Here is a 25,759-nt window from a genome sequence, read left to right as displayed (position 1 = left end):
TAAAACCACTACTGGCACTACAGGCGAGCAAAATCATTAAAAATGGCTATTAACATTAAAGCGAAAATAGCTGTACTACCAATACGATAACCAATCTCTTGTACCTTCTCGGGAACAGGTCGGCGAATAATGGCTTCAATTGCAAAAAATAACAAGTGCCCACCGTCTAAAACGGGGAGCGGCATTAAGTTAATAATACCTAAATTAACACTGATTAGCGCTAAAAACCCTAAAAAGTACACTAAGCCATAATCGGCAGTTGCTCCAGCGCCCTTCGCTATTGTGATAGGACCACTTAAGTTATTAATTCCGACATCGCCAGTAAACAGTTTCTTGACCATTGTAATGGTTAAATCAATGATTTGTCCTGTTTTATTGATAGCTTTGGGGATTGACGCAAAAATGCCGTATTTTTGCTCAAACCGGTACTCTTCTGGCCAAGACTCCATTGATGGTGCTATACCAGCAAAACCAATTTTAGTCCCATCAGTTAATGTTTTTGATCGTGGAATCAATGCCACTGTTTGTTGCTGACCATTACGCTCAATCTGTAAATTAAGCATTTTTTCTGGGCTGAATTTTACTGCATCAACAAAAGCTTGCCATTGGGTGACAGGTTTATTATTAATCGCTAATAATCTATCACCAACTTTAAATCCGGCTTGTTCAGCTGCGCTGTCTTTACTGACATTAGAAATCACCATGGTTAAGGCTGGTCGATATGGCTGAAAACCTAGCGTTTGCATTACTGAATCCGTTTCAGGATCAAAAGACCAATCTTGGGTATCCAAGGTGATACTGGTTTCAATACCAACATCTTGTGGCGAAGTAACCTTCAGCACAATCTGCTTATCTCCGATATGAGAGATCAATGCCATATGAGCAGACTCCCAATCAGAGGTTTCGATACCAGAAATGGATTTTAGTTCCATCCCAGATGTGATCCCAGCTTTTGATGCTATAGAACTGGGAGCGACATCACCTATTACCGGTTTAAGTGCCGGTACACCGATCATAAAGACTAACCAGTAAGCAAGGATGGCAAACAAAAAATTAAAGGCGGGTCCGGCGGCCACAATCGCACTACGACGCCAGAGGCTTTTATGATCAAAAGCGAGATGTTTTTGCTCATCAGGCACATCATCGACACGCGAATCGAGCATTTTTACAAAGCCCCCCAACGGGATCATCGCGATAGTGTATTCCACCCCATCTTTGGCTTTACGACTCCAGATTGATTTACCAAAACCAATCGAGAATTTTTCAACTTTTACACCACAACGGCGCGCCACCCAAAAGTGACCAAATTCGTGCACGGCAACTAAAATGCCAAGCGCGACGATAAACGACGCTAAATTCCATATTATGCTAGTCATTATGAACGCTCTATTGATAATTCTCTTGCGTATTGGCGAGCTATTTTATCTAGCTCTAATAAGCTTTCCAAGCTCTGAGTATCAAGAGTGGATAAGCCACACACTTTCGACATTACTGCCTCATTAATGAGTGCAATATCGGTAAATTTAAGTTGTCGATTTAAAAATGCCTCAACCGATACTTCGTTGGCTGCATTAATAGCAGTGGTGGCATGCTGGCCGGTATAGCAAGCATCTATCGCGAGCTGTAAGCAGGGGTATCTCGCCATATCGGGGGCTAAAAAAGTCAATTCATTAAGTTGGGTAAAATTAATCGGTTTTACGCCGGATGGAATACGATTTGGATATGACATCGACAGTGCTATTGGCGTTCTCATATCGGGCTCCCCCATTTGAGCAATCACCGAACCATCATTGTATTGCACCATAGAATGAATAACAGATTGTGGGTGGATCAAGACTTTGAGTTGCTCTTGTTTGGCATTAAATAACCATTTAGCTTCAATAAACTCTAAGCCTTTGTTCATCATAGTGGCAGAGTCGACTGAAATTTTAGGGCCCATCGACCAATTAGGATGCGCAATTGCCATTTCTGGGGTCACATCACTTAACGAGGCGATGTCACTATAACGGAATGGTCCACCAGATCCGGTCAGTAAAATCGAATGCACACCATTCGCATCAAGGTCACAATAACCTAAATCGGTTTGCACGCTTTGAGACAAACATTGAAATATTGCATTATGTTCGCTATCAACCGGTAGGATCTGCGCGCCATAGTGTTTTGCTGCGTCAATAAAAAACTGCCCCGACATCACGAGTGCTTCTTTATTGGCAAGGAGAATTCGTTTACCTGCTTTTACTGCGGCCATGGTTGGCAATAATCCTGGCGACCCTACAATCGCCGCCATCACCATATCAACTGCGTCGGCAGAGGACACTTCACATAAGCCCTCTAAACCCGCGACAACTCTGGTGGTGACATTGGAATCGTTAAGTTTTTTTTCAAGCAATAAAGCGGCGCTAACATCGGCCATTGCGGCATATTCAGGTTGCCACTTAACACAAAGCTGATACATTTTATCCACATTGGATGCTGCCGCTAAGGCATACACACTAAATTGTTCAGGATTGTGCTCAATAACGGAAAGCGTACTTTCACCTATCGAACCAGTTGCACCTAAAATCGTTATCTTTTGCATAAAATCAAACCACTAAAAAGAGAGAAACGACGCAGTACAAGCTACTGGCAGAAGAAATACAACAGCGCAAAGACTGGGAAGGCCGCCATTAGACTATCGATTCTATCAAGAATACCACCATGCCCAGGGATAATATTACTGCTGTCTTTAATATTTGAAACACGCTTAAACATGCTCTCAACGAGGTCACCCAACACCGAGATCACTACGGTAACAAAGGTGATCAACAACATCGTGGTCAGGCTAGCAAAATGAATATTAAATAATTTAGCCACAAACCAACCAATGACCATCGCCAACACCACGCCACCTAGCAAACCTTCAATGGTTTTATTGGGGCTGACTTTGGGTGCCATTTTGTGCTTTCCAATAGCTTTACCGGTAAAATACGCCCCCGTATCAGCTGCCCAAACCAGTAAACAAACATACATCACAAGTTTAGCACCATGCAGCGGATCGAAAGCGTAATCTACGGCTCGTAGCATAAACACGCTCCATAAAAACGGCAGTAGGGATAAAATGCCAAAAATATGTCGTAATGGGATGTTTTTTTGCCATACACAGGTACTTCTAGGATAGGTTAAGGCTAACAAACTTGCCACTAACCACCACATACTGCCGGTTGATAAAATTGCGTAATGAACGTCTGAAGCTTGCCCCAAACTGACACTATCAAATGGAATAAAGAAAAAACTTGCGGCTACAGCAACCAACGCTGGGAGAAGGCTCATTATACGAGATTTTGGTTCGACAAATTGGGTCCACTCCCAAAAACCAAGCATGGCAATCGCGGTTAACGCGAGAATAAAAAATGGAATAGGCAGCAGGAAAATACCCAATACAACCAACGGGGCTAAAATCAAGGCGGTAATAATTCTTTGTTTCAAACTGTTATCCTTACGCGGTTTGGCTCATAAATAATTGCAATTGTTCACTGGTACAACCAAAACGTCTTTCACGGTTAATAAACCAAGTAATGGCATCTAATAATGGCTGCTCACCAAAATCTGGCCAAAATAAATCGGTAAAATACAATTCTGCATAGGCCATTTGCCATAATAAGAAATTGCTAATGCGGCATTCACCACTGGTGCGGATCATCAAATCGACATCCGGCAAATCAGATAAACACAAGTACTGAGAAATTGTTTCTTCGGTGATGTCTGCTGGCGCAAGTTCACCGCTATCAACCGTCATGGCTAATTGTTTAACTGCTTGGGTTATATCCCATTTGCCGCCATAGTTAGCGGCTACGTTAACGACCGTACCCGTATTATTTTGGGTCAAGGCTTCAGCTTTCGCTATTTTTATTTGCAATGGTGAACTAAACCGAGTTTTGTCGCCAATGATCTGCAATTTTAAATTATTTTTATGCAGCTTTTTTACTTCCCGGGTCAATACCATCATGAACAAGTCCATTAATAAACTGACTTCTTCTTGAGGTCTTCTCCAGTTTTCACTGCTAAATGCAAATAATGTCACCGCTTGAATGCCCAAACGAGATGCGGTACTGATCGTTTCTCGCACAGCTTTTACCGCAACACGGTGCCCATAAAGTCTAGGTTTACCTTGTTGCTTTGCCCAACGTCCATTACCGTCCATAATGATGGCAATATGTTGCGGTAAAAGTTCTGCTGAAACTTGGGGATCGGCCATATCAATATCTTTTAGAATAAATCCGACTATTAAAAGGAATGTCCAAATAGCGGAGTGGCAAAATTAAAAAACGCTATGCTGGGCAAGGTAGAACAAGCCTGCATAGCGCTTTATACTTAAAAAAATTAAACTTCCATTAACTCTTTTTCTTTAACCGCTAGCAGCTCATCAATGTTTTTAATTGCGACATCAGTGATTTTTTGAATATCTTCTTGTGCTTTACGATCTTCATCTTCTGAAATCTCTTTATCTTTCAGTAATGATTTAAAGTCACCATTAGCATCACGACGGATGTTACGCACAGCGACACGACCGCCTTCCGCTTCCGCACGTACGATCTTAACCAGATCTTTACGACGTTCTTCGGTTAATGCTGGAAGTGGAACACGAATAACGGTACCGGCTGACATTGGATTTAAACCCAGATCAGACTTCATGATTGCTTTTTCTACCGCTGGGGTTAGCTCTTTATCAAAAACCGTAATAGCCAGAGTACGTGCATCTTCGGCTATGATATTGGCAAGTTGATTAAGCGGTGTTGGTGCGCCGTAATATTCAACCGAGATATTTTGTAGAATACTTGGGTGCGCGCGACCGGTACGAATTTTTGATAGGTTACCTTTAAGTGCATCGACACTTTTTAGCATGCGCTCTTGAGCGTCTTTTTGAATTTCGTTAATCACAATATCACCTTGTGTTTTATCTGTTAAAGCGAATGAATCCATCCACTCTGTTTAGTATCAGTTCCATCGATTAATTGCCAGGTCAAACTTATTCAGCTTGATCAGTATCGCTAATTAATGTGCCTTCTTGCTCACCCATTACCACGCGACGTAGTGCCCCAGGCTTGTTCATGTTAAATACGCGGATTGGCATTTTATGGTCACGAGCTAAAGTAAAGGCAGCTAAGTCCATTACTTTTAATTCTTTATCTAATACGCTGTTGTAGGTTAGCTTATCACACAAAACTGCATCTGGGTTAGCCACAGGATCGGCTGTATAAACACCATCCACTTTGGTGGCTTTTAATACTACATCTGCTTCAATTTCAATCCCGCGTAAACACGCTGCAGAATCGGTAGTAAAGAAAGGATTGCCTGTACCGGCAGAGAAAATAACCACACGACCTTGACGTAATTGGCTAATCGCATCGGCCCAGTTGTAATCATCACATACACCTTTAAGTGGAATGGCAGACATAACACGCGCATTAACGTAAGCACGGTGAAGTGCATCACGCATGGCTAAACCATTCATCACGGTTGCCAACATACCCATATGATCGCCCACAACACGGTTCATGCCAGCTTCTGCAAGACCAGCGCCACGGAATAAGTTTCCGCCGCCAATCACGACACCGACTTGAACACCAAGTTCGACTAACTCTTTCACTTCTTGAGCCATGCGGTCTAAAACCGTTGGATCAATACCAAAACCTTCAGCACCTTGTAAGGCTTCACCACTGAGTTTTAACAAAATACGTTGATATGCAGGCTTAGGATTCGTTGTCATGGAGTGTACCCTCAAATAATGTGATTTGATTAACTGTTATGGATAAACATCATCCTATTCTCATCGCTTGTAACACTTTTCACTTAAGCATTAATAAACAGTGTCGAGATTAGTAATTTCGTTATTTATTCATAACAATTAAAAACTTATTACAAAAAGACCGCAGCATGGCTACGGTCCTTTAGGTTCGCTATACAAAACAGGGATTAACCTTTTTGTACCGCTGCAACTTCATCAGCAAAGCTCATTTCAGCTTTTTTCTCGATACCTTCACCAACTTCTAAACGTACGAAGCTAGTTACTGTAGCGCCTTTCTCTTTCAAGAATTCACCAACAGTTTTCTTAGGTTCCATGATGAATGCTTGACCAGTAAGAGAAACCTCACCAGTAAATTTCTTCATGCGGCCAACGACCATTTTTTCAGCGATTTCTTGTGGTTTGCCTTCGTTCATTGCGATTTCAACTTGAACCGCTTTCTCTTTAGCTACCACGTCTGCTGGAACATCTTCAGGGTTTACGTATTCAGGCTTAGAAGCTGCAACGTGCATTGCAACGTGCTTGATAGTTTCTTCGTCTGCATCACCCGCAACAACTACGCCAATACGCTCGCCGTGACGGTATGAACCTACTTTAGCGCCTTCAATGTAAACAACGCGACGAACGCCGATGTTTTCACCGATTTTAGCGACTAGAGCAATACGTGTTTCTTCAAACTTAGCTTGAAGTGCTTCAACGTCAAGACGTTCAGCGATTGCTGCGTCAAGAACAGAGTTAGCAAAACCTAGGAAGTTAGCATCTTTTGCTACGAAGTCAGTCTGACAGTTCACTTCTAGAAGTGCTGCGAAACCTTCGCCTTCTTTAATTAGGATAGTACCTTCAGCAGCAACGTTACCCGCTTTTTTAGCCGCTTTTGCAGCACCGCTTTTACGCATGTTTTCGATTGCTAATTCAATATCAGCATTCGCTTCAACAAGCGCTTTTTTACAATCCATCATGCCTGCGCCAGTACGCTCACGCAATTCTTTAACTAGAGCAGCTGTTACTGTTGCCATTGTATAATCCTCGGTTGTTTCCAAAAATGGTAAAAAACAGGGGCCTGCTAATTTCAAATGAATAAGCATGGCCCCTATTACTAACTATAACTTAATCTCAACTAGCCAATAAGACCGTCAACACTAAGTGACAAGGAGCAGTGATATTAAGCTTCTTCTACGAAACTGTCTTTATCAGAAACTGCAACTACGTCTTTGTTACGACCTTCAGTTACTGTTTCAGCAGCAGCGTTTAGGTAAAGCTGTACCGCACGGATTGCATCGTCATTACCAGGAATGATGAAGTCAATGCCATCTGGATCAGAGTTAGTATCTACTACTGCAAATACTGGGATACCTAGGTTGTTTGCTTCTTTAACTGCAATGTGCTCGTGGTCAGCATCGATTACGAACAATGCGTCAGGTAAGCCACCCATGTTTTTAATACCACCAAGAGATTTTTCTAGTTTCTCCATTGTGCGCGTACGCATTAGAGCTTCTTTCTTAGTGATTTTTTCAAACGTACCGTCTTGAGATTGAGCTTCAAACTCTTTAAGACGTTTGATAGATTGACGAACTGTTTTAAAGTTAGTCAACATGCCGCCTAACCAGCGGTTGTTTACGTAGTACTGGTTGCTAGCGATTGCGGCTTCTTTTACTGCTTCAGAAGCGGCACGCTTAGTACCTACGAAAAGTACTTTACCTTTACGCTCACCGATTTTGCTTAGCTCAGCTAATGCATCGTTGAACATAGGAACTGTTTTTTCTAAGTTGATGATATGAACTTTGTTACGAGCGCCAAAGATGAAAGGCTTCATTTTTGGGTTCCAGTAACGAGTTTGGTGACCGAAGTGAACACCAGCTTTAAGCATATCGCGCATTGATACAGTTGCCATTATATAATCCTCTTTAATGGGGTTAGGCCTCCACATCCCCCATGAGTCCGACTCTAAGCCAATGATTGGCTCGAGCACCCCGGATCACGTGTCGGAATGTGTGTGATTTAAGAAATAGTATGTGAAACTCACAATGCTCCGCCAAATACAGGAGTGAACATATGCCAATTTCGGTGCGCTTTATATCATAAAACACGGCTATAAATCCACAAAAACCGCTTATCTCGGGTGCATTTTTTATTTTTTTGTTTTTTTATCGCAATTATGTCGATGATAACGGATTTCAATTGCGATTAGCGCTCCCACTGAATACACTATTGCAATAGTTATTTACCCTGACATTAAAGTGATAACTTCAATTTTAAAGGGTATCGCGTGGTAATAGAAATATAAGGCCCCTGTCACATGACGATTAGAATTAAAACTGCCGAAGAAATTGCAAAAATGCGTATCGCCTGCAAATTAGCGGCCGATACCCTTGAGATGATCGCACCTTACGTCAAAGAAGGCGTGACCACTGAAGAGCTGAATAAAATCTGCCACGATTATGGTCTTGAACATGGTGCGTATTCTGCGCCATTAGATTATCACGGCTATCCAAAATCGATTTGCACCTCAATCAACCATATCGTTTGTCATGGCATTCCAGCTTCTCAAGATGAAGTGGGCAGCAACGGTCAAATCAAACCCGCAGTGCTGAAAAATGGCGACATCTTAAATATCGACATTACCGTGATTGTACCCAATGATCCTAATGCTGATCTGAGTGTGCGACCTGAAGGTTACTATGGTGACACCTCAAGAATGTTTTTAATTGGTGAGGTAACACCGGCCAATAAACGTTTATGCATGGTGACCCAAGAAGCGCTTTATGTCGGTATGCGTAAAGTCAAACCTGGTGTGCAACTGGGTGAAATTGGTACTGCGATTGAAAAATACATTAAAGATAATAACAAGAAAAACCCACGTAATAAGTTCTCTATCGTAAAAGATTTTTGTGGCCATGGCATTGGCGATGAATTCCACGAAGAACCGCAAGTGGTGCATTATAAAAATACCGATCGCCGTATCTTAAAAGAAGGTATGATCTTCACCATCGAACCTATGATCAATGCCGGTAAGTTTGGTGTCACGGTTGATGCAATGGATGACTGGACCGTTTATACGGGCGATGGTAAAAATTCAGCCCAATTTGAGCACACGATTGTGGTGACCAAAACCGGTTGTGAAGTGATGACCTTACGTTCGGATGAAACCATTCCTCGTATTATGCATAACGCTTGATATTAAAAGCCTAAAGCACAAAAATTTTCGCCCTTGCTGATTTATCAACAAGGGCTTTTTATTACTATCAAACCAAGATTTCTCTGCCGTGGAGCATTGGTTTTCTATGCTTGAAACGGTATTATCGAAATAAGCTCATATTTGTTGCAAGGAATGCGCATGCCTTACCAATCCCCTGTCAGTTTACAAGATGACCAAATCTGTCCGGCCGAATTAAAATCTCAACTTGAACAGTTTTCTCTCCATCAAAAAGAAGCTTTTCTGGCTCACCAGCCGGTTGAAGAATTAGTGCTGGCACGCTCTGATTATATGGATTCAGTTTTATCTCGTTTATGGACCTATTTTAATTTTGAACAAGAATCCTCTCTGAGTTTGATTGCAGTGGGCGGTTATGGTCGCGCAGAGTTACACCCGTTATCAGATATTGATATCTTAATTCTTTCCCAAAACACTATATCTGATGACATCTGCGCTAAAGTGAGTCAGTTCATCACTTTGCTGTGGGATTTACGTTTAGAAGTGGGTCATAGTGTTCGCACCATCAACGAGTGTATTCAAGTTGGGCAAGATGACCTTACCGTTGCCACCAACTTACAAGAAGCGCGCTTTTTATCTGGCAGTGAAGCAACCTATGATGATTTAATGGAACAAATCAGCGCCCCGACCTTTTGGCCGAGTGAGGTTTTCTATCCAGCAAAACTCCAAGAGCAACGTGAGCGTCATTCTCGCTATCACGACACCACGTATAATTTAGAACCAGATATCAAGTCTAGCCCTGGCGGTTTGCGGGATATTCATACCTTAAGTTGGGTCGCTCGTCGGCACTTTGGCGCCACCTCGTTACGAGAAATGAGCTATGCCGGCTTTTTAACCGATGCGGAATACCGCGAACTAGTCGAATGTCAGAACTTCTTATGGCGAGTTCGGTTTGCGCTGCATATTGAACTTAATCGCTACGACAACCGCCTCACCTTTGGTCATCAAGCCAGTGTTGCTGAAAACCTCGGCTTTATTGCCGAAGGTAATCGCGGCATTGAAATGATGATGAAAGAGTTCTACCGCACTTTGCGTCGTGTCGCCGAACTCAACACCATGCTATTAAAATTGTTTGATCAAGCGATCACCAATAAAGGCAAAAAGCTAGAGATTGAAGTGCTATCGGCAGATTTTCAACGTCGGGGCACCTTAATTGAAGCGCGCAAACCGGCGTTATTCCAAGCTCGTCCAGAAACCATTTTGGATATGTTTTTTCATATTGCCAATGACTCATCGATTGAAGGGGTTAGCCCTCCGACATTACGCCAATTGCGCACCGCGCGCCGTCGTTTAAATCGCTTTTTGCACACCATTCCTGCCGCACGCGAAAAATTCATGGATCTAGTCAGTCACCCTAATTCGTTGCACCGCGCGTTTGGTTTAATGCATCGTTTAGGGGTATTAGCTGCTTATCTGCCGCAATGGAGCCAGATCGTCGGCCAAATGCAATTTGACCTATTCCATGTTTACACCGTCGATGAACACAGCATGCGAGTGTTAAAACAACTGCATTCGTTTAGTGATTCAGACAACCATGCTATCCACCCGATTTGTTGTGATGTTTACCCTCGTATTCAAAAGAAAAACCTGCTTATTATCGCCGCTATCTTCCATGATATTGGTAAAGGTCGCGGTGGCGATCACTCCGAGATTGGCGCAGTCGAAGCCTATGATTTTTGTATCGAACATGGCCTATCCAAACCGGAAGCAAAAATGGTGTCTTGGTTGGTACAAAACCACCTTTTGATGTCGGTGACCGCTCAGCGCCGTGATATTTATGATCCCGATGTGATCACCGAATTTGCTAAAAAAGTGCGTGACGAAGAATACCTAGAGAACTTGGTGTGCCTCACGGTAGCCGATATTTGTGCCACCAACCCTGAACTGTGGAACAGTTGGAAGCGTACTTTGTTAGCCGAATTATTTTATTCTACCCAACGAGCCCTGCGTCGCGGTTTAGAAAACCCGGTCGATGTGCGTGACCGTATTCGCCACAATCAACACATGGCGGCGGCAATGTTACGCAAAGAAAACTTCACGCCAAGAGAAATCGAAGTGTTATGGCAGCGCTTTAAAGCCGACTATTTTCTGCGCCATACCGCCAAACAAATCGCTTGGCATGGTGAGCATTTACTCAAGCACGACCATAAACAGCCGTTAGTCTTGATCAGCAAAAATGCTTCACGAGGCGGCACCGAAGTGTTTATTTACGCGAAAGATAAAGCCAGTTTATTTGCCACTATGGCCGCAGAGCTTGATCGTCGAAACCTGAGTATTCATGATGCACAAATCATGACCAGCAAAGATGGGTATGCGCTCGATACTTTTATGGTACTGGATCATAACGGCGAACCGATTGACGATGACCGACACCAAATTTTACAACAACAATTGTGTACTATCTTACAAACAGCAAAGCCAAAAATCGCTAATTTAAGACGAACGCCACGTCAACTATTGCATTTTAACGTTAAGACTCGCATCGACTTTATTCCGACTAAAACAGGCAAGCGCAGTTTGATGGAATTAGTCGCATTAGATACGCCAGGATTATTGGCAAGAGTCGGCTCAGCGTTTGCCGAATTAGACATACATTTGCATGGCGCTAAGATCACCACCATTGGCGAGCGCGCAGAAGATTTATTTATCTTAACCTCGCCAGCCGGAGGCCGCTTAGAAGAAGAGGAAGAGCAAGCTATTCGAGCACTATTGATGACAAAAATCGCGCAACTGTCACCACATTAAATAAAAATAAGCGCTAAAATAATGGTTATTCGATCATGTAAAATCAGAAGAATCGAGGTGAATATTTATGTATCCAAACCTGCAAAAGCTTGGCATTACCGAGCCTAAACTAATCGCCCGTTACAGCTTGCGTCAAGAAGCTCAAGTTGATGTACTTAAAGTCTATTTTCACAAACAAAAAGGCGAATTGTTTGCTAAAAGCGTTAAGTTTAAGTATCCACGCCAACGCAAAAGCATTCGCTTAGAAAACAGCCAAGGTCGTTATAAAGAGACCACCGAAGTCAGCCCTAACCTGACTCAAATAATGACTGAATTAAATAAAATCACCAAACCAAAAGCGATGGACAGCGCTGATATCAAACATAAAATCCTGACCGATTTGCGCCATTTAGAAAAAGTGGTATCAGGAAAAATTGCCGAAATTGAAGCGGATTTAGAAAAACTGAAGTAGCGGCAGTTAAGTCATTTCAAGCAGCGATAACTTAGCGGCGTAACGGGTGTTAATACCAATTCCATTTAATATTTGATCAATTTGAATACGCCGAAAAGACGCTGATCCGTCCTTGGTCGCTTGAAAAAAGGCCATCGATGGTCTTTGCCACTTTTCTCTGTACTCAATTTTGAACCATCATTAAATTTATGGCATTGGTATAAATTGCTCGTCACGCCCACAGCTATACCCGTCTTACTTGAAGCTGCAGCTTTGTTGGCTGCGCTAACTCACCCCAATCACTTAGGCAAGCTAAGCTATTAAGCTATTAAATCATCCATATTCCATTCGAATTCGGCAAATAAAGCTTGCCACACTTCGTCAAACTTAGCTTCAATCACGATCGCCTGCTCGGTGATCGGGTGAATAAAACTTAATCGTGTCGCATGCAGCATTAAGCGATGAGCATTAAGATTATCTCGAAACAGTCGATTTTGTTTACCATCACCGTGCGAAGTATCACCAATAATGGGATGACGTAAATGCGCCATATGTCGGCGTAATTGGTGCTTGCGCCCTGTCAGTGGTTTCATTTCAACCAAACCAAAGCGACTGGTTGGAAAACGTCCGGTTGAATACGGTACTTCCACTTTCGCCAGAGGTTGATAATCAGTCACTGCCGACTGTGCTTCTTGTTCCTGCTTGGCAAATTTATCGGCCACTTTATCCAATTCTTTTTTAAGTGGGTAATCGAGCCGCGCTCCCTCTTCAACCCAGCCGCGTACAATCGCATGGTAGGTTTTCTCAAATTTATGCTCGGCAAACATTGGCGCGGCCTGTGATGCCATCTCACTGGAAAGTGCAAATAACAACACCCCAGAGGTGGGGCGATCAAGTCGATGCAAAGGAAACACATGCTGACCTATTTGATCGCGCAAGGTTTGCATCACAAAACGCGTTTCATGGCGATCAAGCCACGAACGATGCACCAACATTCCCGCCGGTTTATTTACTGCGATCAAGAACTCATCACGATAAATGATCTCTAATTCAACCATCTCTTCATCGGTTGGCAGTGGCTCATCAATCGAACCATCGCGCTTTGCTTCATCATGTGAATCTGATTGTGTTTTCATTATTGGACTCATTTTACCGCGTCATCTATTCGTTTAATGGCGAGTAATAAATCGTTTAAAGACGTATCTCGAACCGAAGCTTGTTCAAAATAAGGACTGATTTCAAAACCACCCGGCATCTCACAATCGGACGCCATTAATGAACGCATTTTGGGCATAAAAACCCACTGCAGCCATTGGGTTGGCGATAAAGTATCGACCGAAAAAGGCTGGTTACTGGCTAACGCTTCCGCTGATGGCGCTTGCGCTTCCCAAAAGGTGAGTTCAATCATTTTGTCTTCTAATTGCTCAAGTGCATCTATTAATTTAGTGTAATCAATCATTTTCGCGGCTGTCCCCTTGATATTGAAGTACTAGGATACCATTTAATTAATAAGTTTTATTATATTACCTTCATCTATCATTGGGTTTCATCATGAATGCGATACACAATTTAAGCCAGTTATTAGAAAAAAGTCAGTGCCAATACCAAATTTTTGACTTAGGTCGCCGCATTCAATCCATCAATCAAAAAACTTTTTTACAAGTCGAAATGGGACAAAAACCCTACCCATTTCCATTGCAACGTCATGCGCATATTGCGGTCGCTTACTGGACCGAGCAAAATCAACCTTGGATCTGGTTTTTAAAATTCCCACTTGATGAACGCGGCCTGTTAAACCAAAGTGATGTTGGTAATTTCTTAAAGTACGTCACCGAAGCAATGGGCGCGCAACTGGGTCAAAGCTTGACTGAAGAACAACAACAGCACCTTGCCGACAACCCTTACACTTTTACTCCTAAAGATGACAAAATGGCGGCATTTCATAGCTTGATCCGCGCCCATTTAAACTTAGCCACCAGCCAATATTATGAGCATGCGCAGCATTACTTTAGTGGCGATTTAGGTTGGGCTAACTGGCAGACCGTTGGATTACAAGGTATCACCGATATGTGCGCTCGCCTGTCGGACAATCAAAATACCGTTGCCATTCGTAAAGCCCTGCCACAGCTGGCCAAAGACACTCAATGCCACCCAGCCTTGTATGTCTTACTTGGCGCGCTTGAGCATGTCACTTTAGATGAAAAATTAAGTCAACGTATTGCTGAACTGGCGCTTGAGCAAAGCCAACACGCTCAACCCGATTTATTTTTATTATCGGCTTATGTGCGAGCACTGTCTGGCGGTGACGAAACTCAATTACAAGCAGTGATTGAAGCAATTTTAGCTAAGCCAGAATTAAGCCACGCCGAAGTGTTGATCGCGATTGCAGGCCGCTGTTGGTCACAATTGACCACAGAAGCGCGAGCAGGCAAGTTTTTATTGCGCTTGGCCCAAACTGACAACCAAAATTTATTTAACCAATTATTTGCCGATTTAGTGATGCTGCCAGAATTGCGCATGACATTTTTGCCTTTATTGCATAATACTCCAAGCCCTGAGCTCGCCAATGCATTAATCACTTTGCAACAGCAGACCAAATCAGGCCAATAAATCAAATCGACGCTATAACGTACATTTAAGTATTGACGTAAATCGAAACTATAACGTACATCTAAGCTATGAGATACATCTAAGCTATACGTTAAATTGAAGCCACAAATCAAATTGAAGCTATAAGCCCAAGGAAAGTTGGATGATAACGGATTTATTAATGATTCTATTGGTGATGTTTATTGCCTTATTGTTTTGGCAACAACGTCGTCAATCGGAATTGGCTCACCAAGCCATTTTGCGCCACTGCGAACAACTGGATTTACAGGTTCTTTCTACTTCGTTACTGCGCTATAAAATAAAGCTACCCGATGGCCGCTGGCGTTTTCATTCGCAATACCAGTTTGAATTTTCTTCTCGCGGTGATGATTGCTACCAAGGCACAATGATCATGATAGGCTTTAAAGCCACCCACTTTCGCTTGCCACCGTATAGAATGGTCGACAACTATGATTATTAACCGTCTCGGTATGATTAAAAAACCGCAGGCCATTAAAAACAACATTGTAGGCCAAATACTCAAAAAGGTTTCAAAATGAATACCCAAAACATTACTGAAGAACTGCATCAAGTGTTATCAGCATTACGCGCCGAAGGCAAAGAACCGAGCGTGGCATTAGTCAAAGCTCGCATGTCGGTTGCGGTGCCTATGCCTGCGATTATTAGCACTATTAAATCGTGGAAAGCCTCCAACCGAGTCCCTAAAGTTGAAATTGCAGCTCAACAGCCTGTTAATGACAGCGATGCTAAGATCCTGCAACTTGAACAGCAAATTCTAGACCTACTGCAACGAGTGACCAGCTTAGAGCAGCAACTTAAAGCAAACAAAGAAGAGAAATAATATGAAGATTTGGGTTGATGCCGACGCATGTCCGAAAACCATTCGCGAAACCATTTGTCGCGCCGCCGAAAGAACCGGCATCACCACCACTTTTGTCGCCAATCACCAAGTTCCAGTGCCAAAGCGCGTCAACATTCACTCTATTCAAGTAGAAAGTGGTTTTGATGTTGCCGATAACGAAATTGTGCGTTTAGTTGAAAGCGGCGATCTGGTGATCACCTCAGATATCCCACTGGCGGATGAAGTGATCACCAAAGGCGGTCAAGCATTAAGCTCGCGCGGTGAGCTTTATACCAAAGACACCATAAAAGCGCGTCTTAATATTCGTGATTTTATGGACACCATGCGCTCTAGCGGACTGCAAAGCGGTGGCCCAGCACCTCTATCCCAAACCGATAAACGCGAGTTTGCGAATCATTTGGATAAGATTTTAGCCAGAGCCAAATAACAAAAAACGAGTCATTATTAATCACTCGTTTTTCTCTTTAAGGTAGCAAGATGATTGAGCCGGACAAACTTAGCTTTTCAGCTGATCCCACGAGATATTTGACACGATCCGGCAATCATCACATTTGAAATAAAAAATATCATGCAGAGGTTTTTCCAGTTTCCAGTCACCATCACAACGTGGACAGCGGCGTTGCTTTTCCGCTTCTAGGCTTTCGCCGCCAATACGATATAAATAGTAATAGGTCGGGATTTTCGTTAAGTATTCTAGGCGTCCGCGCAAATCCCAACCACGACGAAACAAATAACTGCTCACATCGGAGATTTCTTTTAGCGTCGCATGTTCGGCTTGGGTCGCGCCAGCCATTTGAATTTCATCACACGCTTGCCATTCAGTTTGCCACTTAATAATCGCTTTATGATCGCCATTTAACGTGGGTGGATTATGGTATAACGGGATTGGCCTAAAGGTATCACCGCAGCGTAATGGCGAACAAGAATGCACAAAAGTAGTGTACAAAATCTGCCAACTCGACTGCCCCGTCTCTTGATGCGATACCGTCTGCTCTGAGTTTAAATCTTGCCCTAACACTCTTACTTTAGGCGCTAAGACTTTCGCTTCGGTTAAACGCTGCAAGCACACTTTGACATACGCCGAGTGATACTGCGGATGCATACTATCGGATTCTGGACAAATTAAGCGAACCCGAAATTCCCCCTCACCAATGATGATTGGAAATTCACGACCTAAAATCTGGCCATTAAAACGTAACGCATCTAATAAACCATTGATCGATTTTTCAACCGCATCCATAGTGGTGTTATCAAAACATTCAAATTGCAACTCTACAACGTACACTCGACTTCCTTCTTACACTTCGACTTGGCATTGGGTTAAAAACTGTTCGATATTGGGGCTTAATACATCGCGGTTGGCGGTGCCCAAACGTTCTAAAATCACTTCGCCAGTCATATTACAGATCGACACCACATCTAACTCGGCATCAGTGGTGCCAATAAACACGGTGGGTTTTAATTTTAGACGGCGCTGAGTCACTAAATGCCCCAAGATATTTTCTTGCAGAGTCACAAAGTCCTCATCACTCCACACTTGCAATAAAGTGAATGGTTTATTGTTCCACGAAAGGGTTAAATCGGCGCTGTATTGTGAGCCATAGAACGCTTTGATATCAGAATGAATAATCAGCTCAATACCACGTTCTAAATTGCCAAAATCTGCTACTTGGTCACGCTCTTGTGGTAGCCACTCAACCTCTTTGCTGCCGAGGCTAGTTTGTAAACACGGTGAAGGTAAGCCTTGCATTTCATTGGCAATTGGGCGGCTTTGGTACGCTTGTTCCCATTGAGTCACAAAATCGGAAGTGAGCGCCGCTAAAGTGTGAGCAATATTATGGTTCATTCAAGGCTCCAAATTCAAAATTATATGGCTATTGTATAGATACCAAATGGAATTGGTATTACTATTCGGGTAATTGTAACAAACCAAGATTCTACTATGACTAACCCTGAAAAATCTAAATCTTTATCTGCCCAAACCAGCTCCACCAAATATGCCAATGCTAAAGAATTACAAGGCTTAACATTAGGTCAACACACTCAATATCGTCACGATTATGACGCCAGTTTATTGCAAGGTGTGCCGCGCAGTTTAAATCGTCAAGATCTGGGATTACATCAAGTCGAAAATCTGCCCTTTATTGGTTGTGATATCTGGACGTTATATGAGATATCATGGCTCAATAATAAAGGTTTGCCGCAAGTTGCCATTGGTGATGTATCACTGCCGCTCACCAGCCCTAATTTAATTGAATCAAAATCGTTTAAGCTGTATTTAAATAGCATCAACCAAACTCGTTTTGAGAATTGGCAGCAAGTCGAAGAGACTTTAAAAGCAGATTTATCAGCCTGTGCTGGAGAACCCGTTGAGGTGTGCTTGCATCATGTTGATCACTACAATCAACAACCGATCGTCAGCATGCAAGGGTTATGCATTGATAATCAAGATATCGAAATCACCGATTACCAATTTAATGAGCAATATCTACAAGATGCCACTTGCGACCAACAAGTCAGTGAAACCCTACACAGCCATTTATTAAAATCCAATTGTTTGATCACCAACCAACCCGATTGGGGCAGTGTTGAAATTCAATACACAGGCAATAAAATTTCACAACAAGCACTATTACGTTATTTGGTTTCTTTTCGTGAACATAATGAATTTCATGAACAATGCGTGGAACGTATCTTTTGTGATATCCAGAAATACTGCCAACCGACAGAATTAACCGTTTATGCCCGCTATACTCGTCGAGGTGGATTAGACATCAATCCTTATCGCTCGAGTAAATGTGCACACCCGACGAATATGCAACGTATGGCACGTCAGTAATTTTAATTTCAAGAGAATATACACTGCAATGAATAGATTGGCTCAAAGCCTTATGGTGCTCAGTTTTTTATTGAGTAGCTTACTTTTTAGCACCCTAGCACAAGCTAAAGTATACCTATCGCCAGTTGCGCAAGAAGCGGAAAGACTCTTAAGCGTTAATCCACAAAAATCGCTTGAAGTCACCAAGCAGTTTTTGGCGACCCGAAAACTGGTGGCCACTAACAGTCAAGATTACACCTTATCGAAAGATGGCAGCGAAAATAGCATCCGCACGCCCGCCACCAGCATTGAAGCTCTGCAAATTATGGCTTTGGCTTATCAACACAGCAACCAGCCACAGCAAGCACTGCTCACCATCAGAAACGCCGAAAGCATTGCACAACATTATCAATTACCTCAACCTCTACTCGATTCGCAACTGATCCAAAGCCAATTATTGTGGCAACAAAATCATAATATTAGTTCGATCAACCAGAAAATCACCCAGATAAAAAATCAGTTACAGCAAGAAGCACAAGCTACTAACTGGAAGCAAGAGTTCCATTATAATCTTTATATGTTTGAAGCTAAAATCTATGCATATCAAGGTGACACAATCAAAGCAGAAGCAGCATTTAAACAAGCTGAAAACTACGTCATTGCGTTAAAATCGACCTTACTTACCATCGATTACCACCTCACTTTAGGTCAATATTACCTTGAGCAAAGCGAGTACGACGACTCGCTTACCCAACTTCTTATTACCTATTGGATGGCGGTAAAAGAAGGCGATAGTATCGAATTAGCCAAAGCAAACTTATTACTCGCCAAACTGTTTTATACTCGCCAGGTATTTGACAAAGCGATAGAGCACACCACAGAAGCCGCCGATTTTTATGATAATTACCCCTATTCCGAGGCATTATCTGACACATTGAAACTAATGGCTGACACTTATTTTCAGCAAGGTAAATATAACCTTGCTTTAGTCAATTATCTCAATGTATTAGACAATGAAACAGCCTTAAAAAAACCTGAAAAAATCATTGATTTGAAAATTAACATTGCCAATACCTATCTGAAATTATTTGATTTTTCCCATGCTGAAATTTACCTCACCCAAACCATCGCCATGGTAAAAAGTAGCGGTTACTCGGGGCGAGATGCCGAAATTTATTTATTACAGGCCGCATTAGCGCTCTCCAATAATGATGCGAGCGCAGCATTAAACAGTAGTCAACATGCGTTAACCATTGCGAATAAAATAAGAAACAATCGCCTCAAAATGGATGCTTATAACATTCGCTCCTCTGCCTATCAACAACAAGGGAATTACCAGCAAGCTTTTAAAACACAGAAGCACTACCAAGCTTTATGGAAAAACCAGCAGGAACAATTTAATGCGATTAATGACGAAGTATTTCGTCAACAAAAGGATATTATTGAACAATCTCTCCATTATGCAGGTTTAGAAGATAACCTTGCGCGCAGTCAGCAGCAATATAGTGAATATCAAAAATCCACCTTTATATTGTTATTTGTTTGCTTTTTAATGCTAGCTCTTATCATTTATCGCGGCTCTGTGAATACGAAAATACGGGCAGATCTAGAGGAGCAAACTCTTGAACTCTATACCCACACTCGTTCACGATTACAAAATTTAAAGCTACTCAATGTTAAGCTCCCCAAATCATTACAACGCAGTAGTGCGGTATTTGAACAGTGGAGATTGGGCGAATTAATTAACGAACCTTTGATCGACCGACTGTATTTCGTGATGTTTGATGTCACTTTCTTACGCAATGTTTATCTAAAACGCGGTTATCAAGCAGGGCTAGAAATAGAACAAGCATTTGGCGCACATTTAAAAACCTTTGTCACCGCCCCTGCTCGCCTCTATCATTTTGCTGATGGGAGATTTTTATATATTGAACCCAAAGCTACCCACCAAGGGTCGGCTAAAGAAATGTTTGAAAAAATCAATTCTTGGGTCGAAGGTTTTCAAACTGATACTGATATTAAACGCCACATAAGAATGGGGATGGCGGAATATCCGTTTTTACCGAAAGCCTACACCGCCATTAACGATAAAGAGTTAATCGATATATTATTAATGGCCATTTATATCGGGCGTCAAATGAGTAAGCATGAAGGCGAAACCAAAAGTCAATGGATCCATTTATCGGCAATTAAAAATGCTCCAGCAGCCAGCTTTGCGTCCGATAACACTCGCTTAGCTTGCCAACAAGCGGTCAACCAAGGACTAATAAAAATTCAAACCTTAAGTGGTAATGATGAGCTAGCCAAAGAAATCATCCGCAATGAAAAGCCTGACTTCTAACTACACAACAAAGCTTGTAGTATCGCTTGACGAATCGGTGTAATGTTAAGAAAAATAAAAACAAACCCGATTCTATACCCGCTTAATTTGGCGCTAGCGTTTTAAGTTAAACGGGTATAGAAGATCAAGTTGGAAGGAATCTGTTATGATCACCCAAATAAGCCCAATGGGCAGTTTAGATTTATTATCCCAATTAGAAGTTAGCAAACTCAAAAAAGCCGCCTCTAGTGACCTCTATCAATTATATCGTAGCTGTTCTCTAGCCGTGCTCAACTCAGGCAGTCACACCGATAACTCAGAGCAATTACTCAGCCAAAATCTCTCATTTGAAGTTGAAGTTTTACGCCGTGAACGCGGGATCCAAATTGAACTCACCGATCCGCCCGAGCATGCCTTTGTCGATGGCACCATCATTAAAGGTATCCAATCGCATTTATTCTCAGTGCTGCGCGATATTGTGTTTTTGCACATGCAACTGGCAGACCGACAAGCATTAAATTTGACTGAACCGGTTCTGATCACCAATTTAGTGTTTAGTATTCTGCGGAATGCCAAAGCCTTACACGCCGGTTTTGATCCTAATCTTGTAGTGTGTTGGGGTGGACATTCGATTAACGAAATTGAATATCAATATACGCGTAAAGTGGGCAACGAGCTTGGTTTGCGTGAAATGAATATTTGTACCGGCTGTGGTCCTGGCGCAATGGAAGGCCCAATGAAAGGCGCGGCAGTTGGTCATGCCAAACAGCGTTATACTAATCAGCGTTATATTGGCTTAACCGAGCCTTCTATTATTGCCGCCGAGCCGCCAAATCCAGTGGTTAATGAGCTGATCATCATGCCAGATATCGAAAAGCGTTTAGAAAGCTTTGTGCGCATGGGACATGGGATCATTATCTTCCCCGGTGGCCCTGGCACAGCCGAAGAATTGCTTTATATACTTGGCATCTTAATGCATCCAAATAACGCCGATCAACCCTTGCCACTAGTGTTAACGGGGCCAAAAGAAAGTGAAGCTTACTTCCGCTCAATCGATCAATTTATCCATGACACACTAGGGCCTGACGCGCAGAAACATTACCAGATCGTGATTGATGATCCGGCCCAAGCCGCACGCATTATGAAAGATGCAATGGTGGAAGTAAAAGAGCACCGCAAAGCCAATGAAGATGCCTACAGTTTTAACTGGTCTTTGCATATTGAGCCAGAATTCCAAGCCCCATTTATCCCAACCCATCAATCAATGGCCGCGTTGGATTTACATTTAGAACAACCACCAGAAAAACTGGCGGCCAATCTACGCAAAGCCTTCTCTGGCATTGTAGCGGGTAATGTAAAATCGGAAGGGATCAAAGAGATCAAAAAGCATGGTCCATTTATTATTGATGGCGACCGTAATTTAATGGCCAAAATGGATACTTTGCTCAATGATTTCGTGACTCAGCAACGCATGAAATTACCTGGCTCTGAATACATTCCTTGCTATCAAATCGCCAAATGATCATCAAAGATCAACCGCAACGAATATGTTAAGCTAATACGCTTCTGGTACATGACGTGCCAGAAGCTTTTTTATACCTGTTCTATCACTTTCTATACCCAAAGTAATTGAAGTTGCAGTGAGGCGGCAAGTAAACGAAGCACCATGAGCTTAGCTTGCCTAAGTGATTGGGGTGAGTTAGCGCAGCCAACAAAGCTGCAGCTTCAAGTAAGACGGGTATATTTAATACTCAGCAAGGAAAACTATGTCGATTCATTTGGTGATCATTGATGCGCTCAACTTAATTCGCCGCGTCCATTCCGCTCAGCCCGATCCCAATGATATCGCCCGCACCATTGAGACCACTACTCGAACCTTGCATAAAATCATTAATGAATCCCAACCGACTCATATTATTGCGGTGTTTGATCATCATTTGCAAAACCGTGGCTGGCGCGCCGAAGTACTGCCAAGTTACAAAGAAAATCGAAAGCCGATGCCTGAAGCGTTACTCGCAGGTTTAGAATCGATTCAAGCGGCATGGTGGGAATTTGGGATTGATTCTCTGTTATCCGATGGTGATGAAGCCGATGATTTAGTGGCAACCTTGGCGTGTAAAGTGGCTTCTGCTGGAGAGAAAACGACTATTATTTCGACCGATAAAGGCTATTGCCAACTGCTGACGCTCAATATCCAAATTCGTGATTACTTCCAACACCGCTGGTTAGACGCACCATTTATCGAGCAAGAGTTTGGGGTACAACCACAGCAACTGGCCGATTATTGGGGATTGACTGGGATCAGTTCCAGTAAAGTACCGGGCGTCCCTGGTGTTGGCCCTAAAGCTGCCAAAGAAATATTGCAACAATATGGCGATATTGAAAGCGCTTATGCCGCTGAAGATCTAGCACCCAAATATCGAAAGAAATTGGATGAACATATTGAACTGGCCAGAACCTGCAAGCAGATCGCTGCCTTAAAAACCGATATGAAGCTTGGCTTTAATTTGCAGGATGTGAGGTTTGAGAATAAAGCGTAACAACGGAATCAAAATCGACTCACAACTGTCATTCCATGTATGAGCTTAAGCGAATAGACAGGGAATCTCGCTTGTAAGATAGCCTAATTTAATTATTTATTTTCTCTCTTGTCACAACACAAGTTAAGTTAAAAACAAGGGCGAGCTGTCCAGCTCGCCCTAAATCACTTTTTAGTATGGGGAGATATTTTTCAATACTTGCACATGGACAGTGATTTCTTCACGATCATGGTACAAATGTTTCGCTTGTAGCTTGTAAGGCACTTCATTTTCATCGAAGAACTGCTTCAAGTTTTCAATATCATCCAGCACTTCATCGTAACGGCCTTTCATTGGCAGTTTAAGGTTGAAAATCGCTTCTTTCGCCAAACCACGGATCAACCACTCACCCATTAGCTGAGCAACACGTGATGGCTTCTCGATCATGTCACACACAATCCAAGTCACGTTTTTCTTCGGTGGGATAAACTTAAAGCCATCGGCAGCGTGATACTTCACTTGGCCGGTATCCATTAAGCTTTGCGCCATCGCACCGTTATCGACGGCGTGTACAAACATCGAACGCTTCACCAATTGGTAAGTCCAACCGCCAGGGCAAGCCCCAAGGTCAACTGCCCACATGCCAGGTGCTAAACGAGTATCTAACTCATCTTTAGGAATAAACACATGGAACGCTTCTTCGAGTTTTAAAGTCGAACGACTCGGTGCATCGGATGGGAATTTTAAACGCGGGATCCCCATAAAAAACTGCGAGTTGTTTTGCGGCAATGAATAGCCCACATAACACTGGCCTGGCGCGGTAAAGCACACGTGCAAGACTGGCTTTTTGGCATTATCTTTAGCAAACAAAAAGCCTTTACCACGTAATGCCGAGCGCATTGGTACGGTAAATTTACGGCAAAACTTCAGTAGCTCTTTGGCTTCGTTGGTGTCTGGCGTTTCAATCCGGATATCACCACACATTGGAAATTTATCTTGCGCTTCCAGTGCCGCTAAAATCGGAGAAATACGATCTTCCACCGGTAAATTGGATAGCTCAGCACTGACCGCCATCATTTGACGAGCAAAGATCAGAGTTTTAAAGTCAATCTTACTGATCAGCTTATCGGCATCACCGTCTTGGTAACATTCAAACACAACATAGCCCGATTGTTTTTTAACACGCGGGAAGCCAAAAAGTTCTAGGTCATTGGCTTTGTCTTGAATTTCACCCGCACACTCTTTTTCAAAGCCAGAGCGGCAGTAAAGTAAAACGTGTTTCACGATGTCACCTTATTAAGTCTTATTACAGAAAGGGTAAAAATGATCCAGCCCAGCATAAAGAACACACCACCGAGTGGGGTAATCGGACCAAACCATTTTATGCCGGTTAGTGCCAGCGCATAAAGACTACCACTAAAGCAAAGGATGCCGATGATAAAGCAACCACCAGCATAAGCTAGCCCTTTTCGTGCTTTTTCATTATAGCGGTTTATTTGATGCTTAGGATCCGTCTGTTGATTTTGCGAATCCGCCTGTTGTTGTTTCGAGCCCATCTGTTGCTGCTGGGCCGTTATTTGCAATAAAATGCCACACGCCAACAGTGCAAAGGTATGCCACGCTTGGTATTGCACCCCGGTTTTAAATACCGCTAGCAAATACTCTGGCAACATTTTAGTTAATCCGTGAGCGGCAAATGCACCTAGCGCCACCACGATAAAGCCAGAGATACCCGCAACGGCCAGTAAACGCTGTCCTTTGCATGCAAACACTTTAGATGTTGTTGTCATTGTCATTCCTCATCGCGCCAGTATTACGCTCAATAAAATCACGCATCTTGGTCACGGCTAATTCGCGGTTGCCCGTTTCAGTAAAACCAGAACGCACTCGAGGTTTAAAACCATGATCACCATCTGGGATAAATTCAAGTGCAATAGAAGATGACAGTACAAACGCACTACACTCCTCACGGGTACCGAAAGTATCGCGCTCGCCTTGCACAATCAACATAGGTTTAGTCACACAGGCAAGATGCTCACCACGATATTTTTCAAGCTGTTTTGGCGGATGAAAAGGAAAACCTAAACACATTACGCCGCGCACGGTTTCAAGTTGAGATAGATGGCTTGCCATGCGTCCCCCCATCGACTTACCCGCTAAAAATAAGCAGGTTTTTGATTGAGTATAATGGGCAATTAACGCTTCAAACGCGGCTAATAATTTTGGTGCGCGATCCGGCGGACTCTTCTTGCCTGTGATCGCCCGCTTGGCCATGTAAGGAAAATTAAAGCGCACCACTTTGATTTGTTCGCAAGCTAAACGCTGCGCGATATCAGTCATAAACTCATGATCCATTCCCGCACCAGCGCCATGAGCCAACAAAACCGTGATAGCGGCATGTTCATTGCCATCAACTAACACGGGTATATCGATGTCATCAATCACGATTTTTTGCTCGCGAT

The 25,759-nt window shown here is 42.8% G+C and carries 27 protein-coding genes; 11 read left to right on the top strand and 16 right to left on the bottom strand.

All coding sequences use genetic code 11. The features are described from left to right. Nucleotides 1-17 precede the first annotated feature (17 nt). The 8 genes from rseP to rpsB form a co-directional block, all read right to left on the bottom strand. Nucleotides 18-1,376: a sigma E protease regulator RseP gene (gene rseP / locus GFB47_RS02945; protein WP_153446434.1), complete on the bottom strand. Its 1,359-nt coding sequence runs from the start codon at nt 1,374-1,376 to the stop codon at nt 18-20. After that, on the bottom strand, nt 1,376-2,578 hold the full coding sequence (ispC, locus tag GFB47_RS02940) for a 1-deoxy-D-xylulose-5-phosphate reductoisomerase (RefSeq protein WP_153446433.1): 1,203 nt from the start codon (nt 2,576-2,578) through the stop codon (nt 1,376-1,378). Before ispC ends, rseP begins: the two co-directional genes overlap by 1 nt. Before the next feature lie 41 nt (nt 2,579-2,619). Then, the gene (locus GFB47_RS02935) at nt 2,620-3,465 is read right to left on the bottom strand and encodes a phosphatidate cytidylyltransferase (protein WP_153446431.1); all 846 of its coding nucleotides are present in this window, start codon (nt 3,463-3,465) and stop codon (nt 2,620-2,622) included. Between the two features lie 10 nt (nt 3,466-3,475). Beyond that, complete coding sequence (locus GFB47_RS02930) at nt 3,476-4,234, bottom strand: isoprenyl transferase (RefSeq protein WP_153446430.1); 759 nt, start codon at nt 4,232-4,234, stop codon at nt 3,476-3,478. A gap of 125 nt (nt 4,235-4,359) precedes the next feature. Beyond that, a complete protein-coding gene (frr, locus tag GFB47_RS02925; RefSeq protein WP_153448123.1) occupies nt 4,360-4,917 on the bottom strand; it encodes a ribosome recycling factor in 558 nt (185 codons plus the stop codon). Nucleotides 4,918-5,005: 88 nt separating this feature from the next. Further along, nucleotides 5,006-5,746: a UMP kinase gene (gene pyrH, locus GFB47_RS02920; protein ID WP_153446428.1), complete on the bottom strand. Its 741-nt coding sequence runs from the start codon at nt 5,744-5,746 to the stop codon at nt 5,006-5,008. 206 nt (nt 5,747-5,952) lie between these two features. Further along, nucleotides 5,953-6,798, bottom strand: coding sequence for a translation elongation factor Ts (gene tsf, locus GFB47_RS02915; protein WP_153446426.1), 846 nt, complete (start codon nt 6,796-6,798; stop codon nt 5,953-5,955). Nucleotides 6,799-6,944: 146 nt separating this feature from the next. After that, nucleotides 6,945-7,673 (bottom strand): 30S ribosomal protein S2, encoded by a 729-nt coding sequence (gene rpsB / locus GFB47_RS02910; RefSeq protein WP_153446424.1) that lies wholly within the window; start codon nt 7,671-7,673, stop codon nt 6,945-6,947. 405 nt (nt 7,674-8,078) lie between these two features. Here rpsB and map point away from each other — a divergent pair, with 405 nt between their 5' ends. The 3 genes from map (at nt 8,079) to GFB47_RS02895 (ending at nt 12,189) form a co-directional block, all read left to right on the top strand. Further along, nucleotides 8,079-8,957, top strand: a complete 879-nt coding sequence (gene map, locus GFB47_RS02905; protein WP_153446423.1) for a type I methionyl aminopeptidase — start codon at nt 8,079-8,081, stop codon at nt 8,955-8,957. A 159-nt stretch (nt 8,958-9,116) separates the two neighbouring features. Then, the gene (glnD, locus tag GFB47_RS02900) at nt 9,117-11,738 is read left to right on the top strand and encodes a bifunctional uridylyltransferase/uridylyl-removing protein GlnD (protein ID WP_153446421.1); all 2,622 of its coding nucleotides are present in this window, start codon (nt 9,117-9,119) and stop codon (nt 11,736-11,738) included. A gap of 67 nt (nt 11,739-11,805) precedes the next feature. Beyond that, nucleotides 11,806-12,189 (top strand): DUF3461 family protein, encoded by a 384-nt coding sequence (locus tag GFB47_RS02895; RefSeq protein WP_153446419.1) that lies wholly within the window; start codon nt 11,806-11,808, stop codon nt 12,187-12,189. A gap of 6 nt (nt 12,190-12,195) precedes the next feature. Here GFB47_RS02895 and GFB47_RS16675 read toward each other — a convergent pair whose 3' ends face one another. The 3 genes from GFB47_RS16675 to GFB47_RS02885 form a co-directional block, all read right to left on the bottom strand. Continuing rightward, the gene (locus GFB47_RS16675) at nt 12,196-12,324 is read right to left on the bottom strand and encodes a hypothetical protein (RefSeq protein WP_267904234.1); all 129 of its coding nucleotides are present in this window, start codon (nt 12,322-12,324) and stop codon (nt 12,196-12,198) included. 164 nt (nt 12,325-12,488) lie between these two features. Beyond that, nucleotides 12,489-13,226 (bottom strand): tRNA pseudouridine(65) synthase TruC, encoded by a 738-nt coding sequence (gene truC, locus GFB47_RS02890; RefSeq protein ID WP_153448122.1) that lies wholly within the window; start codon nt 13,224-13,226, stop codon nt 12,489-12,491. Nucleotides 13,227-13,312: 86 nt separating this feature from the next. Continuing rightward, nucleotides 13,313-13,627 carry a YqcC family protein gene (locus GFB47_RS02885; protein WP_153446417.1) on the bottom strand — a complete coding sequence of 105 codons (315 nt, stop codon included), beginning with the start codon at nt 13,625-13,627 and terminating at the stop codon, nt 13,313-13,315. 92 nt (nt 13,628-13,719) lie between these two features. Between GFB47_RS02885 and GFB47_RS02880 the strand changes: the two genes are divergently transcribed. From GFB47_RS02880 to GFB47_RS02865, 4 genes are all read left to right on the top strand, one after another. After that, nucleotides 13,720-14,778, top strand: a complete 1,059-nt coding sequence (locus GFB47_RS02880; RefSeq protein ID WP_153446414.1) for a DUF3549 family protein — start codon at nt 13,720-13,722, stop codon at nt 14,776-14,778. Nucleotides 14,779-14,920: 142 nt separating this feature from the next. Next, nucleotides 14,921-15,238: a DUF3301 domain-containing protein gene (locus GFB47_RS02875; protein WP_153446413.1), complete on the top strand. Its 318-nt coding sequence runs from the start codon at nt 14,921-14,923 to the stop codon at nt 15,236-15,238. Nucleotides 15,239-15,313: 75 nt separating this feature from the next. Next, nucleotides 15,314-15,619 (top strand): hypothetical protein, encoded by a 306-nt coding sequence (locus GFB47_RS02870; RefSeq protein ID WP_153446411.1) that lies wholly within the window; start codon nt 15,314-15,316, stop codon nt 15,617-15,619. A 1-nt stretch (nt 15,620) separates the two neighbouring features. Further along, entirely contained in the window at nt 15,621-16,067 is a 447-nt protein-coding gene (locus tag GFB47_RS02865; RefSeq protein ID WP_153446410.1) for a YaiI/YqxD family protein, read from the top strand. Nucleotides 16,068-16,136: 69 nt separating this feature from the next. Here the strand turns inward: GFB47_RS02865 and GFB47_RS02860 are convergent, their stop codons facing one another. Both GFB47_RS02860 and syd read right to left on the bottom strand, forming a co-directional pair. Continuing rightward, on the bottom strand, nt 16,137-16,925 hold the full coding sequence (locus GFB47_RS02860; RefSeq protein ID WP_153446408.1) for a Zn-ribbon-containing protein: 789 nt from the start codon (nt 16,923-16,925) through the stop codon (nt 16,137-16,139). A gap of 12 nt (nt 16,926-16,937) precedes the next feature. Further along, nucleotides 16,938-17,486 carry a SecY-interacting protein gene (syd, locus tag GFB47_RS02855; protein ID WP_153446406.1) on the bottom strand — a complete coding sequence of 183 codons (549 nt, stop codon included), beginning with the start codon at nt 17,484-17,486 and terminating at the stop codon, nt 16,938-16,940. 96 nt (nt 17,487-17,582) lie between these two features. Between syd and queF the strand changes: the two genes are divergently transcribed. The 4 genes from queF (at nt 17,583) to xni (ending at nt 23,318) form a co-directional block, all read left to right on the top strand. Beyond that, a complete protein-coding gene (gene queF / locus GFB47_RS02850; RefSeq protein ID WP_153446404.1) occupies nt 17,583-18,479 on the top strand; it encodes an NADPH-dependent 7-cyano-7-deazaguanine reductase QueF in 897 nt (298 codons plus the stop codon). Between the two features lie 28 nt (nt 18,480-18,507). Next, nucleotides 18,508-20,799 (top strand): tetratricopeptide repeat protein, encoded by a 2,292-nt coding sequence (locus GFB47_RS02845; RefSeq protein ID WP_153446402.1) that lies wholly within the window; start codon nt 18,508-18,510, stop codon nt 20,797-20,799. 145 nt (nt 20,800-20,944) lie between these two features. Further along, on the top strand, nt 20,945-22,300 hold the full coding sequence (gene ppnN, locus GFB47_RS02840) for a nucleotide 5'-monophosphate nucleosidase PpnN (protein WP_153446401.1): 1,356 nt from the start codon (nt 20,945-20,947) through the stop codon (nt 22,298-22,300). 244 nt (nt 22,301-22,544) lie between these two features. Next, entirely contained in the window at nt 22,545-23,318 is a 774-nt protein-coding gene (xni, locus tag GFB47_RS02835; protein WP_153446400.1) for a flap endonuclease Xni, read from the top strand. A gap of 171 nt (nt 23,319-23,489) precedes the next feature. Here the strand turns inward: xni and rlmM are convergent, their stop codons facing one another. From rlmM to GFB47_RS02820, 3 genes are read right to left on the bottom strand one after another with little or no spacing between them, the layout of a single operon-like run. Then, on the bottom strand, nt 23,490-24,581 hold the full coding sequence (gene rlmM / locus GFB47_RS02830) for a 23S rRNA (cytidine(2498)-2'-O)-methyltransferase RlmM (RefSeq protein WP_153446398.1): 1,092 nt from the start codon (nt 24,579-24,581) through the stop codon (nt 23,490-23,492). Further along, nucleotides 24,578-25,087, bottom strand: a complete 510-nt coding sequence (locus GFB47_RS02825) for a DUF423 domain-containing protein (RefSeq protein ID WP_153446396.1) — start codon at nt 25,085-25,087, stop codon at nt 24,578-24,580. The genes rlmM and GFB47_RS02825 overlap by 4 nt, the downstream gene beginning before the upstream one ends. Beyond that, nucleotides 25,071-25,730, bottom strand: a complete 660-nt coding sequence (locus GFB47_RS02820; RefSeq protein WP_153448121.1) for an alpha/beta family hydrolase — start codon at nt 25,728-25,730, stop codon at nt 25,071-25,073. Before GFB47_RS02820 ends, GFB47_RS02825 begins: the two co-directional genes overlap by 17 nt. Nucleotides 25,731-25,759: the final 29 nt, after the last annotated feature.

Origin of the sequence: Vibrio algicola, from assembly GCF_009601765.2 — a bacterium.
Classification (GTDB): domain Bacteria; phylum Pseudomonadota; class Gammaproteobacteria; order Enterobacterales; family Vibrionaceae; genus Vibrio; species Vibrio algicola.
Note: the sequence above shows the minus strand (reverse complement) of the source record. Positions and strands in the feature narration are given on the sequence as shown.